This is a genomic window from Streptomyces sp. NPDC026515, from assembly GCF_055567595.1.
The window spans coordinates 123042-150032 of the sequence record NZ_JBVHQD010000008.1; the positions used below are offsets into that span (position 1 = coordinate 123042).

The 26991-nt window shown below is 70.7% G+C and carries 23 protein-coding genes, 2 tRNA genes and 2 pseudogenes; 10 read left to right on the forward strand and 17 right to left on the reverse strand.

Features of this window, described 5'->3' with window-relative positions; translation table 11 throughout:
- Nucleotides 1-6: 6 nt before the first annotated feature.
- Both ACZ4O3_RS18205 and ACZ4O3_RS18210 read right to left on the reverse strand, forming a co-directional pair.
- Complete coding sequence (locus tag ACZ4O3_RS18205; protein WP_384990884.1) at nt 7-882, reverse strand: DUF2797 domain-containing protein; 876 nt, start codon at nt 880-882, stop codon at nt 7-9.
- A 136-nt stretch (nt 883-1018) separates the two neighbouring features.
- Nucleotides 1019-1387: an HGxxPAAW family protein gene (locus ACZ4O3_RS18210; protein ID WP_384990887.1), complete on the reverse strand. Its 369-nt coding sequence runs from the start codon at nt 1385-1387 to the stop codon at nt 1019-1021.
- A gap of 173 nt (nt 1388-1560) precedes the next feature.
- On the opposite strand from ACZ4O3_RS18210, the gene ACZ4O3_RS18215 reads away from it, so the two are divergent.
- Both ACZ4O3_RS18215 and ACZ4O3_RS18220 read left to right on the forward strand, forming a co-directional pair.
- The gene (locus ACZ4O3_RS18215; protein ID WP_362728997.1) at nt 1561-2037 is read left to right on the forward strand and encodes a MarR family winged helix-turn-helix transcriptional regulator; all 477 of its coding nucleotides are present in this window, start codon (nt 1561-1563) and stop codon (nt 2035-2037) included.
- An 83-nt stretch (nt 2038-2120) separates the two neighbouring features.
- Nucleotides 2121-2636: a hypothetical protein gene (locus ACZ4O3_RS18220; protein WP_362728995.1), complete on the forward strand. Its 516-nt coding sequence runs from the start codon at nt 2121-2123 to the stop codon at nt 2634-2636.
- A 573-nt stretch (nt 2637-3209) separates the two neighbouring features.
- Here the strand turns inward: ACZ4O3_RS18220 and ACZ4O3_RS18225 are convergent.
- The 3 genes from ACZ4O3_RS18225 to ACZ4O3_RS18235 all read right to left on the reverse strand — a co-directional run bounded on the left by ACZ4O3_RS18225 (nt 3210) and on the right by ACZ4O3_RS18235 (nt 4742).
- Nucleotides 3210-3365 (reverse strand): hypothetical protein, encoded by a 156-nt coding sequence (locus ACZ4O3_RS18225; RefSeq protein ID WP_362728993.1) that lies wholly within the window; start codon nt 3363-3365, stop codon nt 3210-3212.
- Between the two features lie 93 nt (nt 3366-3458).
- Complete coding sequence (locus tag ACZ4O3_RS18230) at nt 3459-3680, reverse strand: hypothetical protein (protein ID WP_362728991.1); 222 nt, start codon at nt 3678-3680, stop codon at nt 3459-3461.
- Between the two features lie 171 nt (nt 3681-3851).
- On the reverse strand, nt 3852-4742 hold the full coding sequence (locus ACZ4O3_RS18235; protein WP_467722957.1) for a bifunctional helix-turn-helix transcriptional regulator/GNAT family N-acetyltransferase: 891 nt from the start codon (nt 4740-4742) through the stop codon (nt 3852-3854).
- 158 nt (nt 4743-4900) lie between these two features.
- Between ACZ4O3_RS18235 and ACZ4O3_RS18240 the strand changes: the two genes are divergently transcribed.
- Complete coding sequence (locus ACZ4O3_RS18240; RefSeq protein WP_384991109.1) at nt 4901-4975, forward strand: 50S ribosomal protein bL37; 75 nt, start codon at nt 4901-4903, stop codon at nt 4973-4975.
- Nucleotides 4976-5271: 296 nt separating this feature from the next.
- Here ACZ4O3_RS18240 and ACZ4O3_RS18245 read toward each other — a convergent pair whose 3' ends face one another.
- Nucleotides 5272-6393, reverse strand: a complete 1122-nt coding sequence (locus tag ACZ4O3_RS18245) for an ice-binding family protein (protein WP_467722959.1) — start codon at nt 6391-6393, stop codon at nt 5272-5274.
- Between the two features lie 446 nt (nt 6394-6839).
- On the opposite strand from ACZ4O3_RS18245, the pseudogene ACZ4O3_RS18250 reads away from it, so the two are divergent.
- The 3 genes and pseudogenes from ACZ4O3_RS18250 to ACZ4O3_RS18260 form a co-directional block, all read left to right on the forward strand.
- Nucleotides 6840-6923 (forward strand): annotated as a pseudogene (locus tag ACZ4O3_RS18250) (protein kinase); the annotation flags it as partial.
- Between the two features lie 2138 nt (nt 6924-9061).
- Nucleotides 9062-9751, forward strand: coding sequence for a hypothetical protein (locus tag ACZ4O3_RS18255; protein ID WP_362722622.1), 690 nt, complete (start codon nt 9062-9064; stop codon nt 9749-9751).
- A gap of 8 nt (nt 9752-9759) precedes the next feature.
- A pseudogene (locus ACZ4O3_RS18260) lies at nt 9760-10374 on the forward strand (hypothetical protein); the annotation flags it as partial.
- A gap of 267 nt (nt 10375-10641) precedes the next feature.
- Here the strand turns inward: ACZ4O3_RS18260 and ACZ4O3_RS18265 are convergent.
- Both ACZ4O3_RS18265 and ACZ4O3_RS18270 read right to left on the reverse strand, forming a co-directional pair.
- Nucleotides 10642-10714 (reverse strand) — tRNA-Arg (locus ACZ4O3_RS18265).
- Nucleotides 10715-10909: 195 nt separating this feature from the next.
- A tRNA-Ser gene (locus tag ACZ4O3_RS18270) sits at nt 10910-11000 on the reverse strand.
- Between the two features lie 168 nt (nt 11001-11168).
- On the opposite strand from ACZ4O3_RS18270, the gene ACZ4O3_RS18275 reads away from it, so the two are divergent.
- Both ACZ4O3_RS18275 and ACZ4O3_RS18280 read left to right on the forward strand, forming a co-directional pair.
- Nucleotides 11169-11588, forward strand: a complete 420-nt coding sequence (locus tag ACZ4O3_RS18275; protein WP_362728668.1) for an SSI family serine proteinase inhibitor — start codon at nt 11169-11171, stop codon at nt 11586-11588.
- 300 nt (nt 11589-11888) lie between these two features.
- On the forward strand, nt 11889-15815 hold the full coding sequence (locus ACZ4O3_RS18280; protein WP_467722961.1) for a hybrid sensor histidine kinase/response regulator: 3927 nt from the start codon (nt 11889-11891) through the stop codon (nt 15813-15815).
- A gap of 149 nt (nt 15816-15964) precedes the next feature.
- Here the strand turns inward: ACZ4O3_RS18280 and ACZ4O3_RS18285 are convergent, their stop codons facing one another.
- The 8 genes from ACZ4O3_RS18285 to ACZ4O3_RS18320 all read right to left on the reverse strand — a co-directional run bounded on the left by ACZ4O3_RS18285 (nt 15965) and on the right by ACZ4O3_RS18320 (nt 23737).
- Entirely contained in the window at nt 15965-17608 is a 1644-nt protein-coding gene (locus ACZ4O3_RS18285) for a long-chain fatty acid--CoA ligase (RefSeq protein ID WP_362721100.1), read from the reverse strand.
- Between the two features lie 136 nt (nt 17609-17744).
- On the reverse strand, nt 17745-18302 hold the full coding sequence (locus ACZ4O3_RS18290) for a SigE family RNA polymerase sigma factor (protein WP_362721078.1): 558 nt from the start codon (nt 18300-18302) through the stop codon (nt 17745-17747).
- Between the two features lie 191 nt (nt 18303-18493).
- Entirely contained in the window at nt 18494-19660 is a 1167-nt protein-coding gene (locus ACZ4O3_RS18295) for a lipid-transfer protein (RefSeq protein ID WP_467722963.1), read from the reverse strand.
- Nucleotides 19657-20106, reverse strand: coding sequence for a MaoC family dehydratase (locus ACZ4O3_RS18300; protein ID WP_467722965.1), 450 nt, complete (start codon nt 20104-20106; stop codon nt 19657-19659). The genes ACZ4O3_RS18295 and ACZ4O3_RS18300 overlap by 4 nt, the downstream gene beginning before the upstream one ends.
- Nucleotides 20096-21151 (reverse strand): acyl-CoA dehydrogenase family protein, encoded by a 1056-nt coding sequence (locus ACZ4O3_RS18305; RefSeq protein WP_467722967.1) that lies wholly within the window; start codon nt 21149-21151, stop codon nt 20096-20098. The genes ACZ4O3_RS18300 and ACZ4O3_RS18305 overlap by 11 nt, the downstream gene beginning before the upstream one ends.
- A gap of 1 nt (nt 21152) precedes the next feature.
- Nucleotides 21153-22136, reverse strand: a complete 984-nt coding sequence (locus tag ACZ4O3_RS18310; protein ID WP_467722968.1) for a bifunctional MaoC family dehydratase N-terminal/OB-fold nucleic acid binding domain-containing protein — start codon at nt 22134-22136, stop codon at nt 21153-21155.
- Nucleotides 22120-23289, reverse strand: a complete 1170-nt coding sequence (locus tag ACZ4O3_RS18315; protein WP_467722970.1) for an acyl-CoA dehydrogenase family protein — start codon at nt 23287-23289, stop codon at nt 22120-22122. Before ACZ4O3_RS18315 ends, ACZ4O3_RS18310 begins: the two co-directional genes overlap by 17 nt.
- Nucleotides 23290-23419: 130 nt before the next feature.
- Nucleotides 23420-23737 carry a hypothetical protein gene (locus ACZ4O3_RS18320; RefSeq protein WP_362721093.1) on the reverse strand — a complete coding sequence of 106 codons (318 nt, stop codon included), beginning with the start codon at nt 23735-23737 and terminating at the stop codon, nt 23420-23422.
- Between the two features lie 358 nt (nt 23738-24095).
- Here ACZ4O3_RS18320 and ACZ4O3_RS18325 point away from each other — a divergent pair, with 358 nt between their 5' ends.
- Nucleotides 24096-24983 (forward strand): bifunctional DNA primase/polymerase, encoded by an 888-nt coding sequence (locus tag ACZ4O3_RS18325; RefSeq protein WP_467722972.1) that lies wholly within the window; start codon nt 24096-24098, stop codon nt 24981-24983.
- 79 nt (nt 24984-25062) lie between these two features.
- On the opposite strand, the gene ACZ4O3_RS18330 is transcribed toward ACZ4O3_RS18325, so the two are convergent.
- Nucleotides 25063-25914, reverse strand: a complete 852-nt coding sequence (locus ACZ4O3_RS18330; protein ID WP_467722974.1) for a GNAT family N-acetyltransferase — start codon at nt 25912-25914, stop codon at nt 25063-25065.
- Between the two features lie 830 nt (nt 25915-26744).
- On the opposite strand from ACZ4O3_RS18330, the gene ACZ4O3_RS18335 reads away from it, so the two are divergent.
- Nucleotides 26745-26991, forward strand: a 247-nt coding sequence (locus ACZ4O3_RS18335) for a hypothetical protein (RefSeq protein ID WP_467722975.1), incomplete at its 3' end; no start/stop codon positions are given.

Consider the following 26991-nt stretch of genomic DNA (forward strand, 5'->3'; position numbering starts at 1 on the left):
CGCGGTTCAGAACAGCCCCTCCTGGGGTGCCGTGAACTCGCGTACGGGCACGCTCATTTCACCCTCGTCCTCCGCCCCGGCGGCGGCCAGCTCCCACCCGGGCAGCAAGCGCGTGTCAAGGACGACGACGCCTCGCCGGGTGGCGAGATGCAGATCCGGGCCGGCGGCCGCGACGAGTTCACCGCTGACCACACCGCCCGGGACCAGCTCGACCACCTCACCGACGGCGGCGGGCGCCGCGTCCAGCCCGAACACCCGGACATGGTCCACGACTTGGCAGGGCTCGGGCACGAGCGCCTCCGGCCACGCCCCGAGCGCCAGCGCTCGCGCGTGCGCCACGACGACTTCGGCGGCCCGCTCGGTGTCACTCCCGGGCAGAGCGGCCCGTACGACGCGCTTGGCGCCGTAGGGGATCCGGTCGGGCACCTTGAGCGCGGCCCGCAACAGCTCCTCGGCCCGCCGCGCGGCCATCAGCGGCCCGGCGCCCAGCCAGCTGAAGCACACGGCCCCCTGTTCCAGCAGCCGCGCCGGCCCGCGCTCGACGGCGGTGATCCCGACCTTGACCATCCCGGGCCCGAACCACGCGAGATACACGTGGTACGGCCGCGGGTCGTCGGCGATGCCGTCGGCCGCCACCGAGTGGGCCCGGTCCAGTCGGGCACACTCCTCGCAGCGCGCGCCGGTACTCCGCCCGGACACGGACGCGCGGACCGCGCAGGGGTGCCCGCGCGCCCCCACGCACTCCCGCGCCCCGCCTCCGCCGGCCGTACGGAAGGCGACGCGCCTGCCCGGCCCGAGCACACTGCGCCGCCCGCCGCTCCACATCAGCACGGGCCCGTCGTCCGACCACCGCAGCCCCGAACATCTCCACACCTGTGCCATCGCTCACGAGCGTAGAGGGCGGCACTGACAACGCGGGCGGAGCGGGGCGGGCCGGGTGGAGCGGGGTGGAGCGGGGTGGAGCGGGGTGGAGCCGAGCAGGGCCGAGCGGGGCCCGGCGTTGGGTGCCGGCTCCCGGTCAGCCCCCTGCTCGGGCGGTCGCCGGATCGGCCTCCCCCGCGGTGGCCATCGGTTCGAGGACCGACCCGGCACGCCGCCCCCGGCCCGCGAGCCGGCACCCCACGCATCCGGGGTGGCCGTCGCGTGCGCCGGTGTCCCGGGCGCCGAGGGCCCACCGCGCCCGGGGCCGGGGGCCGGGCGGCTTGCCCCAGCCCGCGAGGTGCAGATACCAGGTGACCAGGACGCTCACGGCGGTCACCGCGCCTCCTGCGACCAGGGCCGGGACCGAGACGGCACACACCCCCCACCCCAGCAGACCGCTTCCCGCGGTCGCGATCGCGGTACCCGTCCACCCCGCAACCGTGTGACCTTCATCGTGCAGACTCACTTACCCGCCTCCCCTTCCCAGGCAGCGGTGACTTCACCGGCGGCGCAGACACGGCGTCCGGCGCGAGGACGACTAGACTCTCTCACTGGCTTAGAAATTTACCCCCTATATCTCTCACACGCTAAGGGAATTCGCCAGAGGACCGGCGCATCTCCAAGGAATCGGGAACGCCCATGCACGGCAAGCCGCGACCGCCCGCGGACCCCGCCCGCGCGCTGTCCGCGATGGACCACCTCATCGCGGCCCATCTGATCGGCCAGCAGGAGCTGGCCCGGCGGCTCGGGGTCAGCGTCACGGACCTCACCTGTTTCGGCTTCGTCCTGGAGGCGGGCGAGGACCTGCTGACCGCGGGCGACCTGGCCGCCCGGGCCCATGTGACGACGGGCGCGGTGACGGGCATCCTCAACCGCCTGGAACGCGCGGGCTACGTGACCCGGCGCCCCGATCCCGACGACCGCCGCCGGGTCCGGGTGGCCGCGGTCCCGGACGCGGTCAGCCGCGTCGGAACGGTGTACGCCGACCACTACCGACGCCTCACCGATCTCTTCGCCGACTACACACCCGACGAACTGGCCACCCTCACCGACTGGTTCACCCGCGCGACGAGCCTCGCCCACGAATCCCTGCAACGGCTGTCCTCCCCCGGGTAGAGCAGCCGCATCCACCCGTTTTCCACCCTGCTTCCACCCATGGGTCCACGTGCCGGACGGGGCCGGAACCGGATAGTCGAGGCATGACGATTTCGGACTGGATCATCGATGTGGCACTCATCCTCGTGGTCATCAGGCAGATGCGGGAGGAGAGACTGACGGCCTTCAGACTGCTGCTGCCGCTGGGACTGATCACCTGGGTGGCGACCAGCTACCTGCACGACATCCCGACAGCGGGCAACGACCTCGTTCTCACAGCGGCGTTCGCCGGGATCGGCATCGCCTGCGGCGTGGCCGGCGGCCTGCTCACCCGGGTCCGCTTCGCGGACGGGCACGTACGGGTCAAGGCGACCCTGGGCGCGGCGGCCCTGTGGGTACTCAGCATGGGCTTCCGGCTGGGCTTCGCGGTCTGGACCTCGCACGCCTCCGGCGAGACCCGCATAGCCCGCTTCTCGGCCGCCCACGACATCACCAGCGCACAGGCATGGGTCGCCGCCCTGGTCCTCATGGCCGTCAGCGAGGCCGTCGTCCGGCTGGGCATCATCGTCCTGCGCGGCCGGACCCTCCGCGGCCGCACCGGCGTCCCCGCCACGGCGTGAGCCACGGCCCACCTCCCGGTCGCGGCGTCGTACAAGATCACCCGGAACACCGTCCTGAGCGCCTCGTTCGCCGGTGACCACCGCTACGCGGCACGCACGGTGACCACCGCCACGACGCCCACGCCGACGGCCCGGACGCAGCTGCAGTGGCCGCTCTCGACCACCCGCATCGGCTCCAGCGCCTGTCAGGTCTTCTGCAAGCCCGAAGTGAACATGGGCTTCGACGAACCTGGTCACGCCGCGCCAGTCCAGCGGCTGCGCGTCGGTGTACGTCGAGCACTGCCACGCGGGGTCCTGGCAACAGGTGACCTCGAAGAGCTGCGTCCTCCTGTACGCCGACGGCTCGTACGGCTACGGCCGGTCCCTCAAGCCCTCCACGAGCAACGACCGCTACCGCGTGCGCGCCCGCTACACCCCACCGTCCATGGGCGCCCGGACCGGCAGCACATGGACCGGGTGGACCTACCTCACGGTCCGCCCCGGCCACCCCTCGCAGGCCGGAAACAGGCGGTCACTTCGCCGCCCCCGCAACGCCAAAGGCCCCGGACGAACCCGGGGCCTTTGCTGTCGGTGCTACGCAGCCTTGGAGCGGGCCGCAGGCGTGCCCTGGTCGGGCTCCTGCGCGACCTCGGACCAGGAGATCTCGTCCTCTCCGAAGTCCGGGGCCTGGAAGGGCTTGATCGTCGGAGGCGGCGATACTGCGGTGGAGCGGCGGGGTTGCCCTTCCACGGCGGAGAACAGCGACGTCGAGTCGATGAGAGGTCTGCCTTTCGTTACAGGTCCCTGACGGGACCTGGCGTGCCGTGACCGGGCACAGCGGTCCTACAGCTTGGTCATCTTGGCGTACGGGCTCAGGATCCGCATTTGCGCCGAGCCGAAGTCCACGAGCGCCGCGGTTCCGTCCTCGACACCGATCACCCGGCCGAGTCCGTACACGTCATGAGTGACCTGGTCGCCCACGGAGAAGTGCTTGGGGGCCGGCGCGACCGGGGCCTTGAAGGGGCTGGTGGGCAGATGGCGCTTCGGCGCCGCAGGCTTTGTCATGGCTCAGTATGAGCCTACGCGTGGCCCGTTTCGCTGTGGTTGTCGGCACAGATCCACAAGCGAACCCTCACATCATGCCGCTGACCTGGCGTTTCCGGCCCAATCAGGTTCGTATATCCCAGACTGCTTTTCTTCTCGACTGCCTTGCCCACGGGGACCGGGCCGCTCCCGTCAGCGTTCGAGGTCCCGCTCGAACCAGTGGTCGGCGTACTGCTCCGCGCTGAAGGCCTCGACCTCCACGAATCCCGCGGTCTCGTAGAGGCGTCTGGCCTCCGCGAGCGTGCGGTTCGTCTCCAGCCGTAGCGTCTTCATGCCGCGGTCGACCGCCTCGTCCGCGAGCCGCTCGACGATGCGGCGGCCGAGGCCGAGGCCGCGCACGTCCGGGGACGTCCACATCCGCTTCACCTCGGCGATCCGCGTCCCGGGATGGAGCTTGAGCGCCCCGCACCCCACCGGAGTACCCTGCGCGCTCGCCACCAGCAGCAGTCCGTCCGGCAGCGTCATCTCCTCGTCGCTCGCCGACAGGCTCCGGGCGGGGTCGAAGCCGGTGTCGAAGCGCCGTCCCAGTTCCTCGAAATAGGAACGCAGGCAGTACCGGGCGTCGGGGTCGCGCGGGCTCGTGATCTCGATCCGCACCTGTGAGGCCAGCAGCAGCCGCCCCACCTCCGCCATCGCCGTCACCAGGCGCCCCCGCTGACCATCGGTCAGAGGACCGAGGACCGACTCCGCGAGCCCGTCCGACGCACGGTCCAGCACCGCCCGCTCCGCGATGCCGGCGCCGGTCAGCCGTACCTTCCGCACCCGTCCGTCCTGCGGGTCCGGGTCCGTGGTCACCAGGCCGTCCGACTCCAGTCGCCGCAGCTGCCGGCTCAGATAGCCGGAGTCCAGACCCAGTCGCGAGCGGAGAACGCGCACCTCGGATCCGTCGGGCTCGATCTCCCACAGAAGGCGCGACAGGCCGAGCGAACGGTCCCGCGACAGATACGCGTCGTCCAGAGCACCGACCCGCTGCGTGACCACCCGGTTGAACCTGCGCACGGCATCGATCTGCTCTCGCTCCATTCTCTGATAATAGTCAGAGAAATCCGGAACGGACGGCGGACAGCGTTCCGGGGCGCCGGTACGCGGGAGAGGTGTCCGCGGCACCCCCGATGCGGGCACCCCGGGCCGAATCTAGACTGACCGAGGGTGGAAGATCCCGAATCAGGGAGGTATGCACCATGGCCAAGCGAGCGAACAAGCGGCGCGCCCGCAAGAAGAAGAAGGCCAACCACGGCAAGCGCCCCAACACCTGAGCCAGCCCTCATCGCGGCCGCCGCACATCCCGGAAACGCAAGAGGCCCCGGATCTCTCCGGGGCCTCTCACCTGTGCGCACTCGGCGGGATTCGAACCCGCGACCTTCTGATCGGGGGTCGTGGTCACACGGGGTCCGCCGGCTTTCTTCCACGCGTCAAGGCCACTGCTCGCGGCGCGCACGACCGGCTCCCCGGGCCACTCGCCCCGTATGCCGACAGCATGGCCCCGACGCAACCGCGCCGGGGCCAGAACCGCGACACTTGTGGTGCTCTTCCAGCCCTTGTGGCCGTCGTCCTAGCTCCAACCACCCTGGTGGCCAGGCTTGGGGGTCTTGGTCGGCTTGGGGGTCTTGGTCGGCTTGGGAGGCTTAGGGGTCTTGGTCGGCTTGGGAGGCTTGGGGGACTTGGTCGGCCCAGGGGGCCCGGACGGCCCAGGAGGTCCGGACGGCCCAGGAGGCCCAGACGGACCGGGAGGCCCAGACGGACCGGGAGACCCGGACGGACCGGGAGGCCCAGACGGCCCAGGAGGCCCAGACGGACCGGGAGACCCGGACGGCCCAGGAGGCCCAGACGGCCCAGGAGGCCCAGACGGACCGGGAGACCCGGACGGCCCAGGAGGCCCAGACGGCCCAGGAGGCCCAGACGGACCGGGCGGGCCCGTCATGCAGACCGCCCTCGTGATCACGTTGCTGTCCAGGGTGACCGCGCCATTACGCGCCAGCGCCCGACCCTCGACCGCGGCGTTGGTATTCACCGTGATGGACGTCAGGGCCAGAATGTTGCCCTTGAAGAAGGAATTCGTGTCAAGGGTGGCCGAGCTCCCCACCTGCCAGAACACGTTGCAGGCCTGTGCCCCGTTGACCAGCAGGACGTTGCTCGCCGGCGCCGTGATCAGAGTGGAGCCGATCTGGAAGATGAAGACGGCGTTGGGGTCACCCTGGGCGTCAAGAGTGACCGTCCCGGTGAGGTTCAGCGACGACGAAGCCTTGTAGACGCCAGGCGTCAGCGTGAGTCCGCCGATGTCGCCCGGGGAGGTCAGGATGGTGGTCGGTGTTCTGCCGGCCGCGTCGTTGTAGGCAGTGGTCAGATCGGACTGGGCCTGAGCGGCGGCGGCATCGGCGACGTGCTGCACCCCGTTCACGATTCCGGGCGGGAAGCCCGTCACCGAGGAGCCGGGACTGACTCCCAGGTCGCCGTTGACGACCGTAGGGCCCGTGTTCGTGACCGCTGAACCGGCCAAGACCGCGTAGCTCAGGTCGGTTCCCAGCCCCACCGGGGCCTCAGCTGCGCTCGCGAGGTTCGAGATCAACGTGATCGACATCAGCAACGCGACCACGGGCAGCGTGACGACAGTCGCTCTGAATCTCAGCCTTCGGCGTCTGCCAGGGGGAGCGGAGGGGGTGGCATCCACTGCCATGGACCAGTCCTTTCTTGTCACCGTTGAACGCGGTCGCCAGGCTTCCGAGCGCTCGATGCGGCTCGGTCGGGTGGCTGCCGCCGAGCTCGCAACACATCGCACGTAATCCAGACATAACTTCACTTACCTCAATAAATCACTCCCGCGCCCAAAAGAGCTGTATTGAGGCCGGAAGAGTTGCGACGGCATGGCGTCGCCTGCCAGTGGGGATGCCCGACGGCTTGCACGGCCCATGGGTTCAGCACCGTGTCGACACAACACACCGTCGCTTCTGGGGTCCTGATGATGTGACAGCACTGACTCATCACGGATTCGGGCTCCGGGAGGCCTGCCCATGGGTCTGGCCTGGTGGAGGAGAGTGCCCCGGCAGAGGCGGGACCCACGAAGCCCCGGAAGAGACAGGTGACGCCGGCCGACGGCCTCTGAACCGTCTACGCCCGACTGAGCCCGCCCAACCCTGGACGGCGCTCGCCGCCGCCCGCGAAGGCGCCGTGCTGCACCGGCTCGGTCTCAATGACTTCGCGTACCACTAATGGGAGCGGGACACCTGGAACTTCCAGCCAGGTGCGAAGGGCCTGACCTCTACGGTACGGGGGCAGTCGGGGGTCCAGCTTCGACCGTCCCGCCTCGAGGTGGACTGAGGGTGTCGGCGACGGGCCGGACGAGACGGCGGTCCGGCGAGTGTCCTCGGAGCGTCCGAGTGAACCGCTCGCCCGCTCGCGGAAACGGTTGCCGTCGGACACTGCCGTCAGGGCAAAAGTCAGAGGCCCTGTGGGTCTCTCCACAGGGCCTCTGGTCTGCTGTGCACTCGGCAGGATTCGAACCTGCAACCTTCTGACCGTAGGCGTGTTCACCTCGGATGGGCCAGCCGCTGACCATCTTCTCAGCACTGCCAATCCGCGACGTTCGACGGACAGCGGTCTGCCCTTGTGCGCTGGCGTGCGTGACTGTTGATGTCACCGGTTGATGTCAGGCTGGTGCACCGTTTCCGCAGGTCGCGCGCGGTACATCGCATGTTGGCGTGCCCCGATCGCCCAAACGGATTCGACGGATTCTCCCCAACACGCTTTCCAACTGTCCGCGCGACTGTCCGGGAGCGTTCGCAGGGGTCCGCAGGGCAGGTCAGACGGGATGCGCATACTTCCATGAACGGTGGTGGCCGTGGGCGCACTGGACAATGACCAGGACAACGAGGCAACCAACACCCGCTTTAAGGAGCGAGGTTGGACGATCACGGGCGTGACCTGCGTGGTCCGCACTTAGGCCGGTCTCATCTCGTCGCCCCGCTCGGCCCTGCGGTTCCCCGTGAGTCGCCGCCCGTTCTGCACGAAATCGGCACGGGATCTGTCTGCCTTGGTAGACGGATCGCCTCAGCGTCGCGCCCGCCGGTGCCACTGGCCGGTGACTAGGCGGTTACGCCGGCGGCCAGCTCGAAAAGCACCATGGGACTCCGGTCGAGCTGGTGACGAGGCGGACGACTTACTGCTGCTTGGGCGGATCAGGATCCCAGCCGACTGCGAACGACCACGTGACGCCGGGCTCCGAAGTGAAATGCAGAGAACTAGTGGAGTGGTTCCCCGACATGTGTATCTCGTTCATCGTGGGCAAAACCTTGCCCTTTTCGCACAGCAGCGGAAATGAAGCGCTATCGCATGGTCTTGGGGGGTGCCGAAGAAAAGTAGCAGCCGCGCTTAGGGCGGTTGCTTCGCGAATATCGCGAGGAATCGATGCAAATCTGGTCGCTCGCCCTGTCAGGGCTTGAGCGACGGCAGAAACCGATTCCTGGAGATTAGTTAGGAACGATCCGAGCGTTGAAACCGGGACTGTGTTGGGCGGTAGGTGATCCAGTCAACGCCACATCAAGGCGGCGCCGTGTCTCCTCTATAGAAACCTCTACGGATTTTAGTAGTCGGCTCCGTTGAATCGCGGCAAATTCGGCTGGTGTGCGCGGCTTTTCGCGTGATCCGTGAGCCCGAAGGTTACGAATATGCCTCATCCAGGCGCGAACCGCGTCCTTGTCTGACGGGTCAGGCATGGGTACATCCGGTGTCGGTGTCACAGCAGCACCTCCACGTACCCTCGACGCAGTACATCAGGAACAGAATGGGCAAAGGACGGCTTGACACACTGCCATACCTCATCGTAGAGGCCCAAGTCTCGAAAGGACTCCCCAGAATTCTGGCTAAGGAGACTAGGAACCATCTGTGAGACGGGAAGCCTTTCCGGAAGGCGCAGCAGGAGGGCAACAACACGCGTGCCCTGCTCCACACACCAGCCCCGAAGCGTCAGATCATCCAGGGCGGCCAGAGTTTCCTGATCCAGGGTGTCGTAGGCTCGCGCACTCAGTCTCCACACCGCCAGGCCCGACCTGGCAGACGGGAACCCCGCACGCTGTCGTGCGGGGCACCCTTCACGTAGCGGTTCCGGCCATTACGGTCGGCCAAGCGGCTTGAAAAGCTCCATAAACGCTCACCACTGCTCGTGTACCGGCCATACCCAATGTCCGCCACATCGGGGCCGCTTTCCCATTTCTTGAGCAACTGATGAACAACCCTTGATTACGCGTCTCAGATCTCCCTCAAATCGTTCGCATTTACTTGACCAACTGAAGAGCCATAGATGAGTGTTCTGGGCATGCCATCTCCCACGGGGGAGAGACGGCGAAAAGATGAACATGCATCTCGCTGCGAAGCGTGCTGGAACCATCGCCTCTGCCGCGCTGCTCATCGCGCTGGGGGCTGGAGGAGGCATCGCATCTGCAGATGACACGCCCACCGACACTGGCGCAGTGATCAACAACGCGCCGCCGCAAGAAACTGATCCGGCGGACACGGACCTCGTGGACGTCCCCGCAGACCAGGTGAACGTTGAGCCCGATATTCCGCGCAGCGACAGCACTGGGGACGGCAACCACCCGGGCGCCCAGAGGTGCGAGGTACAGCGTGTCTACACTCCCACCAACAAGGGCGGGGACCATCACAAGGGCGTCGGCGCTCCCCAGGCCAACACCAACAACACTCCACACAACGCCAAGTCGACCTTCACTTCCGAGGTCTCCGGCACGGTGGGGGTGACGTATACCGGGCATCTTTCCGTCAGCGTGGAGGCCATGATCGGTAAGGTCGAGGCCAAGTGGGACTTGAGCCTGTCAGCCTCGATGACAGCAAGGCTGGGCAATTCGATACAGGCTGACACTCCGGCACACAAGATTACCCACGCTTCGTACGGCGTCTACCGTGTACGGACCCAGGGCACGAGCTACGTAATAACCGAAAACTGCAAAATCACTTCGAAGAGCAACGTCACGAGCTACACCCCTCATTACGTCGGCTGGTACATCTGGGAGTCGAACGCCTGATGGCGACCATGCGGCGGTCCGTCCGCCTAGCCGGTTGTGTGTTTGCTGCCGCTTTGGCGACAGCAAGTTGCAGCTCCGGTCATCACGAAAGCACCTCGGCAACCCACCCTGTCCGAGGTACCACTCCATCACCCATCCCGTCGTCGGACAGTGCAACGTCGGATCCTCTCAGTCCTTCCGTCCACAAGGCACCGACGATCAGTTCTGACGGAATTACGGCCTTGGTCAGCGACACTGCGGTCAAAAGCGACGCCATCTACCCGATTCCCGGTGGGATCAAGGCGGGCGAGACCCTTGCGATCGCCATCAACTGCCAAGGTCCAGGTCGCCTCACTGTCCAGGTGAAGCCAACAAGCTGGTCCGTAACGTGTCACTCCCGAAGACCTGCGTGCAGGCCCTTGCGCGGCACCAGGCCCAGCAGGAGCGGGAACGCAAGGTCGCGGGAAAGAAGTGGCAGCCCGCACCGGGGGCAGCCCAACGGACTGATCTTCACCACCACTACCGGCCGCGTCACCGACCCCCGCAGTCTGAACCGGATGCTCACCATCCTGTGCCGGGACGCCGGCGTACGCCGGGTGCGCGTGCACGATCTCCGGCACACGTGCGCCTCTCTGCTGCTCGCGCAGGGTGTGGACGCGCACACGGTCATGGAAACGCTGGGGCGCAGCACGATCACGATGACGCTGGACATACGCCTATGCCATGGACACGACACTCAAGGCTGCCGCCGATCGGATGGACGACGTTCTTGGACTGGAAGGCCCGATGGGAGATTCACAGAAAGATCAGGAGCCTGAGACCGAGGAGTGAGCAGCGCTTCCAGCCGCGTTGATGTCAGCGGTTGATGTCAAAGGCCCCGCCGGATGAACCGGCGGGGCCTTTGACCTGTGTGCACTCGGCAGGATTCGAACCTGCAACCTTCTGATCCGTAGTCAGATGCTCTATCCGTTAAGCTACGAGTGCTTGTTCTCTTGTTTTTTCGTCTTCGTTCCCGGCCCTTCCGGCCCGCTCGCGGCGACAGGAAGAACATTACATGACTGCCGCCGCCATGTGAAATCCGTTAGCCGCACCCCTTGTGAGCTGCGGAAACACTGAATCTGGGCCATGAACGACTCAGGGAGCCCGGACCGGAATGGTCGGGGCTCCCTGAGTCAGGTGCGGAGGCGGAGGGATTTGAACCCTCGATGGGATTGAAGTCCCAAACCGCATTAGCAGTGCGGCGCCATAGACCGGACTAGGCGACGCCTCCAGCACAGCCGCCCGCGCGAGCGCGAGTGGTGCGTGCAGATGATGACACAGTCGAGCGTGCTGTCACCAATCGGCTCCCACGGTACTAGGCAGCCGGGTCACAGGGCAAAGGCCTTCCCGTGGTCGGGGCGCCGCGCAACGTCCGGGCCGGCGGCGCGTTGGGCAGGGCATGTCTCACTTCGCCGTGCGGGGCGCCCTCGGGGCCGTCGCCGCCGTTCTCGGATCCCTCCCCGCTTTGCCCGCCGCTTCCGCCGCCGGCCAGGGCGACCACCTCACCGTCACCGTCCGGCACGCCGGGGACGGGCGGACCGGGACGTACGAGCTGTCCTGCCATCCGGGCGCCGGAAGTCACCCGGACGTGAACGGGGCCTGCCAGGCGCTCGACCGGAACACCCGCTGGGGACGCGACGCCTTCGCCCCGGTCGCCCCCGGCACCACCTGCACCATGCTCTACGGCGGCCCGGCCACCGCCCATGTCACGGGCAGCTGGGCCGGCCGCCCGGTCGACTCGGCCTACGACCGCAGCAACGGCTGCGAGATCGGCCGCTGGAACCGCATGGTGCCCCTGCTGCCCGATCTGGGTGCCTGACCTGGGCGCCTGGGCGTTCGGGGCGCTGCCGAACCGCTTGGTGCCGGGACGCGACGGCCGGCACGACCGCACAGCCGACGCATGACGGAGGCCCCGCTCCCGTAAAAGTCCCGCGCAGGTACGGCGGAGGTGAAGTGGGTCGGTCACATGTTCACCGTCACTTCGTCGTGCGACCTCCCTCTCATCCGGCGTCGTGAGCGCAATCGGTGCCTTTAGACTCCCTCGCGTGACACGTCGCGGGCCGGTTGGCAAGATGGCCCGAGCGGTCGGCAAGGTGCGGTGACAGGGAGGAAGCGTCTCGTGAGCAGCAGGCCATCCCGAGGCGCTGCTCGCCTCGCAGCCATACTCGATGCGCTGCCGGACGCGTTGGTGCTGGTCAACGCCAACGGAACCGTGGTCAACGCGAACACGATCGCTCTGGAGGCGTTCGAGGCACCGGGCACCGCGCTGGTCGGGCGAGGGCTGCTGGATCTGCTGCCCGAATTCGACTCGCGGCTGATCCCCGGGTCGATGCGACGGCCCGACCACATGGACCCGCGCGGACGCACCAAACCGACCCGCATGGTCGCGCGGCGGACGGACGGCTCCGAGTTCCCCGTCGAGGTGACCAGCGCCAACCTGGAGAACGGGCAGCAGGCGTACGACGGTTACGGCTACGGCGCCGACGAGCTGCTGATGCTCGTGGTGCGCGACCTGACCGGCACCGTGGACACCGAGGCCGAGCTGGCCCGCTCGCAGCGGCAGACCGAGATGATCCTGCGGGCCGCGAGCGAGGGTGTCGTCGGCACGGACACGGACGGGCGGATCGTGCTCGTCAATCCGGCCGCCGCCCAGATACTGGGTTATCGGGCCGGTGAGCTCGGCGGCAAGGAACTGCACAACCTGGTGCTGCACGCGCGTGCCGACGGGTCACCCTTCCCGTACGCCGAGTCACCGCTCGCCGACACCCTGCGTTCCGGACGCAAGCACCGGGTCCGCGGACAGGTGCTGTGGGCCAAGGGCGACAAGAAGGTGCCGGTCGATCTGACGACCGCACCGGTTCGCGACGGCGACCAGCTCGTCGGCGCCGTCATGACCTTCACCGACCGGCGGCCGTACGACACCCTGGCCGAGGAGAAGGACGCCCGGGAGAAGGCGCACGCCGAGGAGCTGGAGCGGCTCTCCGAGGAGCACGCCTCCGACCTGACCGCGCTGCGCCAGAAGCACGTCACCGAGGTCGAGGAGCTGCTGGAGCGGCAGGCCGAGGAGCTGGCGTCCGGCGAGGAGCGGTACGCGGCTCTCGGCGAGCGCGAGAAGGACCGCTACGAGGCCCTGTACGGGCGGCACGAGCAGCTGCTGACCCTGCTGGCGCAGTCGCTGCGCGGCCCGCTCGACGAACTGCGCCGGGAACTGGCCGCGCTCGCCGCCGACGACGCGGGACAGCTGTGGCCCGAGGCCAACCAGGTGCTGCACCACCTCTCGGCCGGTTACTCGCGCATCACCCAGCTCATCGACAACGTGCTCGGCTACCAGGCGCTGGACGCCGGGACCGAGGACATCAACCGCACGAAGGTGATGCTGGACGCCGTCGTCGCCGCCGGTGTGGACGGGGCGGTGGAGCTGATCGGGCCCGGGCGGGTCCAGTTCGCCGTGCACGCGCCGCCCATCGAGGCCGAGGTGGATCCGCAGCGCCTCGCCGTCGCCCTCGCCCATCTCGTCGCGGACGTCGCGGGTGTCGACGCGACCGGCAACGCGCCGGTCTCCGCCGGCGGCTACATGGACAACACCGTGGTGGTCGCGGCGGCACAGCGCGGCGAGGTCGTCCGTATCGAGGTGCGCGGGCCGTACCCCGGGGGCGACCCGGTGCACGAGCCGATCGTGCGCGGCATCGTCCGCGCGCACGGCGGCGTGCTGCAGACGCACGAGGTGCCCGGCATGAGCGGCAGCGCGTTCGTCCTGGAGGTGCCGATCGGGGGCGGCGCCGGCGCCGTGGCCCCGCCGCCCGGCACGGCGGTGGCCATGATCCCGGCCGCCGACGACAACGGTGCCGGTGGGCGGCGCCGGGCCCGGCGGTCCTCCGTGGACGCCTTCCTGGACAGCGACGTGCCCGGTGGCGAGGCCGGCGAGGGCGACGCCCCGCCCGTGCAGCCGACCGGGCGGCGGCGCCGGCGGGCCGACGGGGCGGCGGCCCAGGAGAACGGGCCCGCCGCGATCGAGAGCGCCCCGGGCGTCGAGAGCGCGGAGCCGGTCTCCGGCGGTACCGGACGCAGGCGCGGACGTCCCGCCGACGCCGGCGCGGGCGCCGGAGCCGACGCGGGGCTCGCCGGGCTCGCGGGAGTCTCCGAGGGCGCCGTGGTGACGGCGGCCGAACAGGGCGCCGGTACGGCCGCCGCGGGTACCGGCCTCGGTGGCACCGTTCCGCCGCGGGGCGTGCCCGCGCCGGCGGCGGGTCACCGCGCCCGGCGTGAGCCCGACGAACTGCAGGCGCTGCCGCCGGCGCTGCCCGCGGCCACCGCGCCGCAGGAGGACGAGGAGCAGCCGAGCGGGCGCCGGCGCCGTGCGCTCGCCGCGGCGGCCGAGCGGGCCGAGCAGCAGCAGGCAGGCCCCCGCCCGGTCTTCGCGCTGCCGCCCGCCGAGGCCGACCGCACCCCCGAGCCGGTCGCGGTGGCGGGTGAGGAAGGCCGGCACGACGCCGTGTCGCACGACCAGGCCGAGGACCACACCCCGCCGCAGCCGCACCCCACCAGCGCGCCGACGGGCCGCCGTCGACGGGCCGTCGGCCAGCCCGGGGAGGCCGCCCCGGCCATGGTGCCGACGGTGCCCACGCAGGCGGGCGCCCCCGGCGGGCCGATTCCCGCCGTACCGGCGCGGGCACAGCAGCCGCAGCCACCCGCGCCGTCGCCGAGCCCCTTCCCGCAGGCCGCCCAACCGGTGGCGGCACAGCCCGCTCCGGCCGCCGAAGCCGCCCCGGCCGGCGCCCAGCCGCTGCCGGCGGAGGCCCAGCCCGTGGCCCCCGTGCCGCAGCAGTGGCCGGGCAGTGCCGACGAGGCGCCCACGCCCGCCCCTCAACCCGCGCGTGCCGCGCAGCCGTTGCCCGCCGAGGCCGCGCCCGCGCCGGTCGACCCGGACTCCACGCAGGGCCGGGCGTTCAGTGTGCGGACACTGGGGCAGGGGGTGCCGTTCTCGCGGCAGGCCGCGCAGGTGCAGCAGCCGACGGCGACCCCGCCACCGCACCAGCCGGGCGGCAACGGACGGCGCCGCAAGCTGGGCACGCGCAACGACCAGCAGCAGCCCGAGCAGGCCGCCCGGCCGCATCCGCCGGCCGACCAGCCGGCGGCGCAGCCGCTGCCCCAGCCCTCGCCGACCGGGCAGTCCCGGCTCGCGGGGGCCACCGAGGGCGCCGGACGGTCGTACGCCATAGGCGCACCCGATGTGAACGCCGCCGAGGGCCCGGAGCCGCTGGACGGTCCGGGCGGGGCGGTCGAGGTCGCGGATCCGCCGCGCCCGCAGCCGATGGACGACGAGCTGCCCCCGGAGCCGCTGGACAACCCGCGCCGGCTGCTGGTGTGGCCCGCGCCGGACGTCACCACCCAGCAGGCGCTGAGCGACCGCGGCTACCGGCCGGTGATCGTGCACTCCCGCGAGGAGGTCGACGCGCAGATCGCCGCGTTCCCCGCGGCGCTGTTCGTGGACCCGCTGACCGGACCGATCACCCGGACCGCGCTGCAGTCGCTGCGGCAGGCCGCGGTGGCGGCCGAGGTGCCGGTGATGGTCACGGCCGGACTGGGACAGGCGACGCGTGAGGCGGCCTACGGCGCCGATCCCGCCGTCCTGCTGAAGGCGCTCGCGCCCCGGGACACCGAGCAGCATCCGCCGCGGGTCCTGCTCATCGAGGAGCATGCGGAGATCGCCCTGGCCCTGACCGCGACGCTGGAGCGGCGCGGGATGCAGGTCGCCCGGGCGGCGAGCGACGCGGACGCGGTGACGCTGGCCGGGCAGCTGCGGCCGAACCTGGTGGTGATGGACCTGATGCAGGTGCACCGCGGGCAGGCCGGCATCATCGACTGGCTTCGTGCCAACGGGCAGCTCAACCGGACCCCGCTGGTCGTGTACACGGCGGCCGTCGACCAGGCCGACCTGCCCGGGCTGGCGTCCGGTGAGACGGTGCTGTTCCTCGCGGAGCGGTCGACCAGCCCCGAGGTGCAGGACCGCATCGTGGATCTGCTGGCACGGATCGGGACGAACTAGGGCTCACCACGGCGCCTCGAACGGGGCGCTGGGGTACCCCGGCCGACGGCCGGGGGAGGAACCGCGCGTTCGGCCACGGACAACCCGCGGCCGAACGACGGCAGTTCCCCGCCCGCAGTGGACCCGTCCCGCCGTGAACCCGGCGCCGGTCAGAGGCTCGTCACGTCCAGCTCGCCCTCGGCGTACTGCCTCCTGAGCACCTTCTTGTCGAACTTCCCCACGCTCGTCTTCGGCACCGACGCCACCACCGTCCAGCGCTCCGGCAGCTGCCACTTGGCGATCTTGCTCTCCTCGGCGAGGAAGACGCGCAGGGTCTCGAAGGTGGCCGTGGAACCCTCGCGCAGCACCACCGTCGCCAGCGGACGCTCGCCCCACTTCTCGTCCGGGACGGCCACCACCGCGGCCTCGGCGACGTCCGGGTGGGACATCAGCGCGTTCTCCAGCTCCACCGAGGAGATCCACTCGCCGCCGGACTTGATGACGTCCTTGGCGCGGTCGGTGAGGGTGAGGTAGCCGTCGGGGGAGATGGTGCCGACGTCACCGGTCTTCAGCCAGCCGTCCTCGCTGAACTTGTCGGCGGGGCGCAGCGGGTCGGCGTCGGGGCCGTTGTAGTAGGCGCCCGCGATCCAGGGGCCGCGCACCTCCAGTTCGCCGGCCGACTCGCCGTCCCAGGGGAGGCGTTCGCCGCCGGGGCCGGTCAGCCGGCCCTCGACACCGGCCGGGAAGCGGCCCTGGGTGAGGCGGTAGGCGAACTCCTGATCCGTGCCGACCGCGTGGGCCGGCGGACGGGAGACCGTGCCGAGCGGAGAGGTCTCGGTCATGCCCCAGGCGTGGCAGACCCGCATGCCCAGCTTGTCGAACGCGGTCATGAGGGAGGGCGGGCAGGCCGAGCCGCCGATGGTGACCTGGGTGAGCGAGGCGACGTCCCGGGGCCGGGCGGTGAGTTCGCCGAGCAGGCCCTGCCAGATGGTGGGGACGGCGGCCGCGTGCGTGGGCCGCTCGCCCTCGATCATCGCGGCGAGCGGGGCGGGCTGGAGGAACCGGTCCGGCATCAGCAGGTTGACCCCGGTCATGAAGGTGGCGTGCGGCAGGCCCCAGGCGTTGACGTGGAACTGGGGCACGACGACCAGCGAGGTGTCCTGGTCGGTCAGGCCCATCGACTGGGTCATGTTGACCTGCATGGAGTGCAGGTAGATCGAACGGTGGCTGTACACCACACCCTTGGGGTCACCGGTGGTGCCGGAGGTGTAGCACATGGCGGCGGCCTGGCGTTCGTCCAGCTCGGGCCAGTCGTACGTGACCGGCTTGGAGGCGATCAGGTCCTCGTACTCGTGCACCGCCACGGTCGCGCCGTCCAGCAGGGAACGGTCGCCGGGGCCGGAGACCACGATGTGCCGGAGCGGCTCGAGGCGCGGCAGCAGCGGGGCCAGCAGCGGCAGCAGCGAGCCGTTGACGATCACGACCCGGTCGGCCGCGTGGTTCACGATCCAGGTCAGCTGTTCGGCGGGCAGCCGCAGGTTGAGCGTGTGCAGGACCGCGCCCATGGAGGGGATCGCGAAGTACGCCTCGGTGTGTTCCGCGTTGTTCCACATGAGCGTGGCCACGCGGTCGTCGTCCTGGACACCCAGGTCGTCACGCAGGGCGTGGGCCAACTGGGCTGCGCGGGCGCCGATCTCGGCGAAGCTGCGGCGGTGCGGCTCGGCCTCGCCCGTCCAGGTGGTCACCTGCGACTCGCCGTGAACCCTCGACCCGTGCGTCAGGATCGTGGAGATCAGCAGCGGTACGTCCTGCATGGTGCTCAGCACGGCGTCCTCCCGGGGGCGACATTGCCTACTCGGTGGTAAAGGGGCTGCGCTGATTCTGCTCACATACCGCTTGGTATGTCACTAGGGGAGAGGTAACTAACACCGTCGGCACCGGTCTGTCCGGCTATCGGGCGACGGCCAGCTCAGGGTCCTCGCGCAGCTTGCCGAGCGCACGCGACACGGCGGACTTCACCGTGCCCACCGACACCCCGAGCACCTCGGCCGTCTGCACCTCGCTGAGGTCCTCGTAATACCGCAGTACGACCATCGCCCGCTGCCGCGCGGGCAGCTTCATGATCGCCCGCCACATCGCGTCGTGCAGCGCCTGCCGTTCGGCCGGGTCGTCCCCGCCGCCCACCGGCTCCGGCTCCGGCAGTTCGTCGCAGACGAACTCGTCGACCCGGCGCTTGCGCCACTGCGAGGTCCGGGTGTTCAGCAGGGCCCGGCGCACGTAGCCGTCGAGCGCCCGATGGTCCTCGATCCGCTCCCAGGCCACGTACGTCTTGGCGAGCGCGGTCTGGAGCAGGTCCTCCGCGTCACTCGGGTTCGCGGTCAACGAGCGGGCGGTGCGCAGCAGGACGGGCTGGCGGGCCCTGACGTACGACGCGAAGGACGGGTACGGCCGGGTCTGCCTCGCCGAGACAGCGGCGCCCGAAGCGCTGGTGCAGACGGGTGTGGTCATGGCTCCACGCTATGAGCGAACAGCGTGACGGCGGATCGGCCGCAGGTCCCGAAGGAGAGTCCGCCTCAGGTTGTAGGGGTGGGGGTGGCTACACCTCCTGAAGGTGGAGTACGGGCGCAGTAATCCTGCGGGTTTACCCCTGAGGGGGCGGTAGGGCCCAGGCGCCGGACCACACCCGGCGGGGCGCCTGTTCACCCGTCCGAGGTCAGGACCAGCCCCGATGTCGGCACCCCCGTGCCGGCCGTCACCAGGACCCGGGCCGCGCCCGGTATCTGGTTCACGCCGGCGCCGCGCAGCTGGCGCACCCCTTCCGCTATCCCGTTCATCCCGTGGAGGTAGGCCTCCCCGAGCTGTCCCCCGTGTGTGTTCAGCGGCAGCCGCTCCTCGGCCACGAAGTCCGCCGCCTCGCCGCGCCCGCAGAACCCGAACTCCTCCAGCTGCATCAGCACGAACGGGGTGAAGTGGTCGTACAGGATCCCCACGTCGATGTCGGCCGGGGCCAGCCCCGAGGTGCGCCACAGCTGTCCGGCCACCACGGCCGTCTCGGGCAGGCCGGTCAGGTCGTCCCGGTAGAAGCTGGTCATCTGTTCCTGGGCCCGGCCGGCCCCCTGCGCGGCCGCCGCGATCACGGCCGGCGGACGCGGCAGATCCCGCGCCCGCTCCACCGAGGTGACGACGAGCGCCTGTCCGCCGTCCGTCTCCTGGCAGCAGTCGAGGAGCCGGAGCGGTTCGACGATCCAGCGGGAGGCCGCGTGGTCGGCGAGGGTGATCGGACGGCCGTGGAAGTAGGCGGCGGGATTGGTCGCCGCGTACTTCCGGTCCACCACCGCCACATGCCCGAACGCGTCCGGGGTCAGCCCGTAGGCGTGCAGGTAGCGCTGTGCCGCCATCGCCACCCAGGACGCCGGGGTGAGCAGCCCGAACGGCAGCGCCCAGCCGAGTGCCGCCCCCTCCGCCGACGGTTCCCGGTGCCGCACGCCGGAGCCGAACCGGCGCCCCGACCGCTCGTTGAACGCCCGGTAGCAGACGACGACCTCGGCCAGCCCCGTCACCACCGCCAGCGCCGCCTGCTGGACGGTCGCACAGGCCGCGCCGCCGCCGTAGTGGACCCGGGAGAAGAAGGACAGCTCGCCGATCCCGCAGGCCTGCGCAACGGTGATCTCCGGGCTGGTGTCCATCGTGAACGTCACCATCCCGTCCACGGCCGCCGGGGTCAGCCCCGCGTCGGTCAGCGCGGCCCGCACCGCCTCCGCCGCCAGCCGCAGCTCACTGCGTCCCGAGTCCTTGGAGAACTCGGTGGCCCCGATCCCCACGATCGCCGCCCGCCCGCCGAGCGAGTCACGGTCCCGGACGCTCATGCCTCCTCCTCGTCGGTGAGGGTGACGGTCATCGTGGCTTCGGTGAAGGAGAGGGTCACGGTGCCGGTCACGTGGTGGCCGATGCCGTTCGCGCCGAGCACCCGGACCGTCGCCGTCCCCGCCTGCTCGTCCAGCTCCTCGATCCTGCCGGTCAACACCATGCTGTCCCCCGGGTAGTTGGGCGCGCCCAGCCGGATGGCGACCTTGCGCAGCTGGGCCGTCGGGCCGAACCAGTCGGTGATGTACCGGCCGACCAGGCCGTTCGTCGTCAGGATGTTCATGAAGATGTCCGGCGCCCCCTTCCGGTGGGCCAGTTCGGCGTCGTGGTGCACGTCCTGGTAGTCCCGGGACGCGATCGCGCCGGCCACGATCAGGGTCCGCGTGATCGGGATCTCCAGGGGCGGCAGCTCGGTGCCCACCCCCGGCCGTGTCGTCTCAACCCGCACTCGCGATCAACTCCCCCAGTTCCTGGAGCACTTCGCTCCCGCTGCCGAGATAGGCGTCCAGCTGGCGTCCCCACAGGAAGTGCCGGTGCACCGGATGCCCGACATCGGCACCCGTGCCGCCGTGCAGATGCTGGCCCGTGTGCACGACCCGTTGCCCCGCCTCGGACGCCCACCAGGCGGCGGTCAGCGCGTGTGTCGCGTACGGCAGCCCGGCGTCCCGCCGCCAGGCCGCCTCGTACGCCGTCACCCGTATCGCCTCGGTGTCCATGTGGGCGTCGGCGGCCCGGAGTTGCACGGCCTGCCGGGTGGCCAGCGGGCGCCCGAACTGTTCGCGGGTGTTGGTGTGTGCGACGGCCCGGGCCAGGGAGCCCGCGCAGACACCGGCCTGGAGCCCGGCGAAGGCGGTACGGGCGACGGCCAGGACGTCGGCGTAGGCGCCGACGTGCCCGGGGCCTTCGCCGGACCCCGGGCCGGTGCCGAGGGGCTCGGCGGGGGCCTCGTGGAGGGTGAGCCGTCCCGCCGACCACGGCGCGGTGAGCTCGGTCTCCTCGATGCCGGTGCCCGCCCCGAGCGGCACCAGCCAGAGCCGCCGGCCGGCGTCCGCGACCAGGACGTGCGTGGCGTCGCGCAGCCAGGGGACGACGGGGACGGTACCGGTCAGCCCGCCCCGCGCGGTGGGCCGTACCGCCGGCTGGGCCGGAAACGCCCCGGCGACGACCACCGACCCGTCCTCGATCCCCGGCAGCAGCCGCTCCCGCTGTCCGCCCGTGCCGTGCGCGGCTACCGCCAGCTGCCCGTACACACAGCTCGCCGCGTACGGCACCTGGGCCGTGGCGCGCCCCTGCTCCTCCAGAAGCAGCACCAGTCCCAGCAGGCCCAGTTCGGCCACCGCGGCCACCAGCCCGGCCCCGGTGAGTGCCTTCCACAGCTCCGGGTCACTGCCGGTGCCGGCGGCGCGCAGCCGCTCGGGGGTGGCGAGGTCGGCGAAGATCCCGGCGGCCAGGTCCCGGGCCTCGGTCTGTGCCTCGGTGGGCGTGAAGTCCATGTCAGTCAGACCTCCCCGCCGGCAGCACCGGACCGCCGAGAGCCCCAGGGGTACCGGGGGTGCCGAGGACCTCGAGGGTGTCGACGGCCCGGAAGACGGGCAGGGTCAGCGCGCCCTCCTCGTCCTCGAACCGGCAGAACTCCACCCGTACCGGCAGCCCGATCCGCACCTTGTCGTACGGCACCCCCACCACGTTGCTCACCATCCGTACGCCCTCGGCGAGTTCGACCAGAGCGACCGCGTAGGGAGGGGCGAAGGCCGGGAAGGGCGGGTGGTGCATCACGACGTACGAGTAGACCGTGCCGTCGCCGGCCGACTCGACCGTGTCCCAGTCGAGGCAGCCGCACGCGTTGCAGCCCGGCAGCCAGGGGTGGCGCAGGGCGCCGCAGCCGGCGCAGCGCTGGATGAGGAGACGGCCCTCGGCCACGCCCTCCCAGAAGCCGGCGTTGTCCCGGTTGACCACCGGGCGGGGGCGCGCCGGAGCCTTGACCGGCCTCCCCGCGGGCGCGTACTTGAGGACGCGCAGGCGGTGGACGCCGACCAGCTCCGCGCCGACCCGGACGTCCGTGCGCGTCGTGACGAAGTAGCCCGTGCCCAGCTTCGTCGTCTTCCGCCCGGACACCGTCTCGATCACCGTGTCGAAGACCAGTTCGTCGCCCGGCCGCAGCGGGCGCAGGTACTCCTGCTCGCAGTCGGTGGCGACGATCGAGACACAGCCCGCCTCGTCGAGCAGGGCGGACATCTCGTCGTACGCGCCGGTGCGCGCCGTGTTCCCGGAGAGGCCGCCCATCGTCCAGGCCTGGAGCATGGTGGGCGGGGCGACCGCATCCGCCCCCCGGTACGCCGGATTCGTGTCGCCCATCACTTCGCACCAGTGCCGGATCATGGGCAGGTTGACCGGGTCCTTGCCGGCGCCCGCCCGGGAGGCCGGCAGCCCTTCGTACGTCTTGAGCCGCGCCCCCAGCGCGTCAGTCCCCCCGGCCACGGCCACCCCTCCTCATCCCGAGCCGCATCGTCGCGACGATCTCCCGCTGCACCTCGCTCACCCCGCCCCCGAACGTGTTGATCTGTGCCGCCCTGTTGAGCCGCTCCAGCTCGCCGTCCCCGAACGCCCCCGGCGACCCGGACCTGACCCATGCCGCCTCGCCGACGATCTCCTGACACATGCGATACGTCGCGACTGCCGATTCCGTTCCCGCGAACTTCACGCCGCTGGCCTCCGCGGGGGGTACCCGGCCCGCCCCCGTGTCCCCCACCAGACGCCAGCTGAGCAGGCGGTTCGCCGCCAGCCGGGCATGCGCCTCGGCCAGCCGGAAACGCACCCAGGGCTCGTCAACACGGCGTCGGCCCGTCACTGGATCGGGGGTGCGGGCAGCGCTGAGCGCGGCATCGTAGAAGTCCTCGGCCTGCATGGCGGTCGCGGCGAGGGCGACCCGCTCGTGGTTGAGCTGGTTGGTGATGAGCGACCAGCCGTCGTGCTCGGCGCCGACCAGGTGGCCGGCGGGGACGCGCACGCCGTCGTAGTAGGTCGCCGTGGTGACCTGGCCGCCGACCGTCTCGATCGGGGTCCAGGAGAAGCCGGGGGCGTCGGTGGGGACCAGGAGGATCGAGATGCCGCGGTGCCTGGGCGCCTCGGGGTCGGTACGGCAGGCCAGCCAGATCCAGTCCGCGTGCTGGGCGCCCGAGGTGAAGATCTTCTGCCCGTCGATCCGCCAGCCGTCGCCGTCCCGCACCGCGCGGGTGCGCAGCGAGGCCAGGTCGGTGCCCGCGGAGGGTTCGCTGTAGCCGATGGCGAAGACCAGGTCGCCGCTGAGGATGCCGGGCAGGAAGCGGGCCTTCTGTGCGTCGCTGCCGTACTTCATGAGCGTGGGCCCGACCGTGTTGAGGGTGACCATGGAGACCGGGGCACCGGCTCGGTACGCCTCGTCGAAGAAGACGAACTGCTCGTCGGCGCCCCGCCCTTGACCGCCGCACTCGACGGGCCAGCCGAGGCCGAGCAGGCCGTCCGCGCCGATGCGGCGCAGCAGGGCGCGGCGTTCCTCCGGCGCCTCGGGGACAGGGGAGGGGACCAAGGAAGCGAAATAGGCGCGGAGTTCGGCGCGCAGCCGCCGCTGGCGTTCGGTGGGGGCCAGATGCATGGTTTCTGACTGTCCGTCAGATATGGTGTGCTGTCAAGGCCGGAAAACGCCTGCGCGGCGGCACCGGAGTACCGCCGCACAGGCGCACCGCATCCCCACAGAGCACACCCCACCAGGGCTCAGCCGGGGACTACCACAGCCGGGTGAAGTGGACGGCAACGTTGTGGTTGCCCTGCTGGAGGGCCGTCCACGCGGACCTGTTGACCTGCGCGGTGTTGCTCTGGTTCGAGGCACCGCTGCCCACCGCGTTCTGCTGCGTGGTGGAGGAGTTGCCGTTGTTGTCGTGGCCGACACCGCTGCCGATGATGCCCGCCACGCCTGCGTTGGCGCTCGATCCGCTGCCCGCGATCGCACCGTTGTCCGCGGCGGCGACACCGGCGAAGAGGGCGGCGGCGAGCGGGAGGGCGGAGACGGCGGCGAGAACGCGGACGGTACGGATGCTTGCCATGTTGTTTCCTCTCAGAGCCCGGCTAGGCCGGAAGTGCGTCAAGTAAGGCTGTTTCCGGGACAGTTGGCCGACCGTCTCGGCGGTTTCCATCGACGTCGCGAGATCAGAATTGCCCACCGGATCCCCGGCGAACCAGCCCTGAAGGCCCCATTCGCCCTCAAGCGTGATGACAAGTCGATAAACCCCTTTCGCCATCTTTGGTCGACTCCCGCCTCAGTTCCGACCACTCCGGACATCTCCACATCAAGCACCCCACGAGAAGAACCGATCCGGCACCTTCTCCGGCCGGGCCGCCGCTCACGGCGTGTCGGCCCGGCCCCCTCTTCCCTTTTTCGAACAGACGTACGAACATGGATCCATGGCCACCACCGACCGGCAGGCCACGACGCTGGCCCTCGCACACGCCCTGTCAGCCGCCGAGCGCGGCCTGGCCGTCATCCCCCTGTCCCGGACCAAACTCCCGGCCCTGCGCTCCCCGCACCGACCCCTCCGCCCCGACCATCCGGAACCGGCGCCACCGCCCTGCCACGGCGAATGCGGCCGCCCCGGCCACGGGGTGTACGACGCCACCACCGACCCGGCCCGCATCCGGGAGCTGTTCGCCGCGGCTCCCTGGGCCACCGGCTACGGCATCGCCTGCGGGCTGCCTCCGCACCGTCTCATCGGCGTCGACCTCGACGTGAAGTCCGGAACCGACGCCACCGGCGCACTGCGCGAACTGGCCCTCCGGCACCTGTTCACCATCCCGGCCACGGTCGTCGTGCTCACGCCCAGCGGCGGCCGCCACCTCTGGCTGACCGGACCGCCGGACGCCGTGATCCCCAACTCGGCCGGCCGGCTCGCCCCCGGCATCGACATCCGGGGCGCGGGCGGCTACCTGGTCGGCCCCGGCTCGCGCACCGACCACGGCGTCTACGCCACCGCCCCCGGCACCGAGCACCTGGTCCCGGCCCCCTGCCCGCCGTCCCTGCTCCGCCTCCTGCTGCCACCCCCGCGAGCACCCCACCCCGCCACCCACCCCTCGGTCGGCAACCGCGGCCAGGGCCTGGTCCAGTTCGTCCTCGCCGCCCACGAGGGCCAGCGCAACACCCGCCTGTTCTGGGCGGCCTGCCGCGCCTACGAGAACGGCATCGGCCGCGCCCTGCGGGCCCCGCTGATCGACGCGGCCGTCCACACCGGCCTGACCGAACGCGAGGCCCGCGCGACGATCGCGTCAGCGGCCCGCATGACCGGCCACCGCCCCTGAGACCGGCCGCCCGGTCCCCCGGAGCCCCACGTTCTGCACGACTCCGGGGCACCGGGCGGAACAGGCGGCCTCACCGCCTCTACGAGAAGTCGTACACCGCCCAGTCGGCGATCCCCCGATAGCCGAGACGCTGGTAGAGGGCGTTGCTGGTGGGGTTGGACAGGTCCGCGAACAGCACGACGTCCCGGGCCCCCGCGGCCAGCGCGGCCCGGCTCACCGCCGCGGTGACGGCGCCCGCGTAGCCGCGACCGCGCAGGCCGGCCGGGGTGTAGACGACGTCCACCTGGATCTGGCCGCCGATCTGCGGGTTGAGGCCCGCGACGGAGACGGGAGTGCCGTCCGGGGTCTCCCAGAGCGTGTACCGCTTGTCGGAGAAGCGGGTGCCGGCCCAGGCCCCGGCGTCGACGGCGACGTCCTCCCCGACGGCTTTGGCGAACTCGCCGCACCAGAAGATGGCTTGGTCGAGGTCCTGCGCGCCCAGGACCCGGCTCCGGCCCGCGGGCGGCGGCTCCGGTGGGACGAGCGTGCCGAGACGGTACAGGCGCAGCCGCGTCTCCCGGAGCTTCGGGACCGTGCCGGTGTGCCGCTGCCAGGCTTCGGCGAAAGCGGTGGCCGTGCCGTGGTCCGCACTGACGGTGGGGACGGCGTGGCCGAGGGCGGCCAGGCGGGCGGCGAGGGAGTCGGCCTGCCCGGGAGTGAGCGGGGAGAGGCCGAGGCCTCGGGGCGGGAATCGGTAGAAGGTGGCCTGGACCTCGCCCGCCCGCCCCAGGACCCCGAAGACCGGGGCTTGGCAGGCGGCCCGTCCCGTCCGCACCCTCTCGGCCCAGGTCAGCTGCATGACGTGCGGGCCGGGACGCGAACGCAGGAAGTCCCCGGCCCGGGCGAGGAAGTCGTCGACGTCTTCGGTCAGATACCAGTCGGCTGAACGCATGCCCGAAGCCTTCCCAGACCGGGCCCGCCCGTCCAGCCCCCCACGCGTAAGGGGCGCCCCTGGTGAAGGAGCGCCCCTTGCCCAGGCTGCGGTGGGTGTGGGATGTGAACCCACGGTGACATCGCTGCCACGACGGTTTTCAAGACCGCCCACGAGCGGGATGCAAAAGCGGCGTGACCTGGGACGATGGCAGTACACCATCGCGTCAGTCCTAGCTTTTGGCCGGAGGTTGGCCAGGGCTAAGCCGGGAGCATGCAGCCCGGTCGCTGCCGGGACAGCGACTTGACGAAAGAGTCTGCGGGCCCCGGCCACGCCGGAGCCCGGCCAGGGCCACAGCACGACGTCAGGCCAAGTGCCTGCAGATGAACAACGTGCAGGCGAGTGGCCCGCTGGCCTGCGCGATCAGGTCTCAGACCCCACTAGTTGATGGCCCGCGGGCCCTGAGACGGGGACCGCTGCGCCTCTGACCAGACTTGCGGGACAGGCTGACGGTGCCCTCAGAAGCCGAAGACCCAACTCCGTAGCCGTCCGCGGGTGAAGCGGCGAGCCCCCACGTCGTCGCTCACACGCGGTTACGCCGTGTCCTCGCAGATCGCGTAGGCAGTGAGAGGAACTCCTGAGTCACTCGCGACCTGCCACCCACTGGGTGCGGCACCCGCAGTGGCGGGAATTGGCCCGTCATAGTTGAGGACCGTATCGACCGAGGTGTCCCAACCGCCGCCGACGGCGACGTCGCCGGGATTGCAGGAAGCCGTCGACAGATTAGGGGTCGCGGTGCCGGCAACCGCGATGTAGACGGTGCCAGCGGCTGCCGGGGCACCCTGCGGGCCTTGGGGACCCTGTGTACCGACACCCGTATCGCCCTGCGAACCCTGCACACCCTGCGGGCCCTGCGAACCGACACCCGTATCGCCCTGCGAACCCTGCACACCCTGCGAACCCACACCCGTATCGCCCTGCGAACCCTGCACACCCTGCGGGCCCTGCGAACCCACACCCGTATCGCCCTGCGAACCCTGCACACCCTGCGGGCCCTGCGAACCCACACCCGTATCGCCCTGCGAACCCTGCACACCC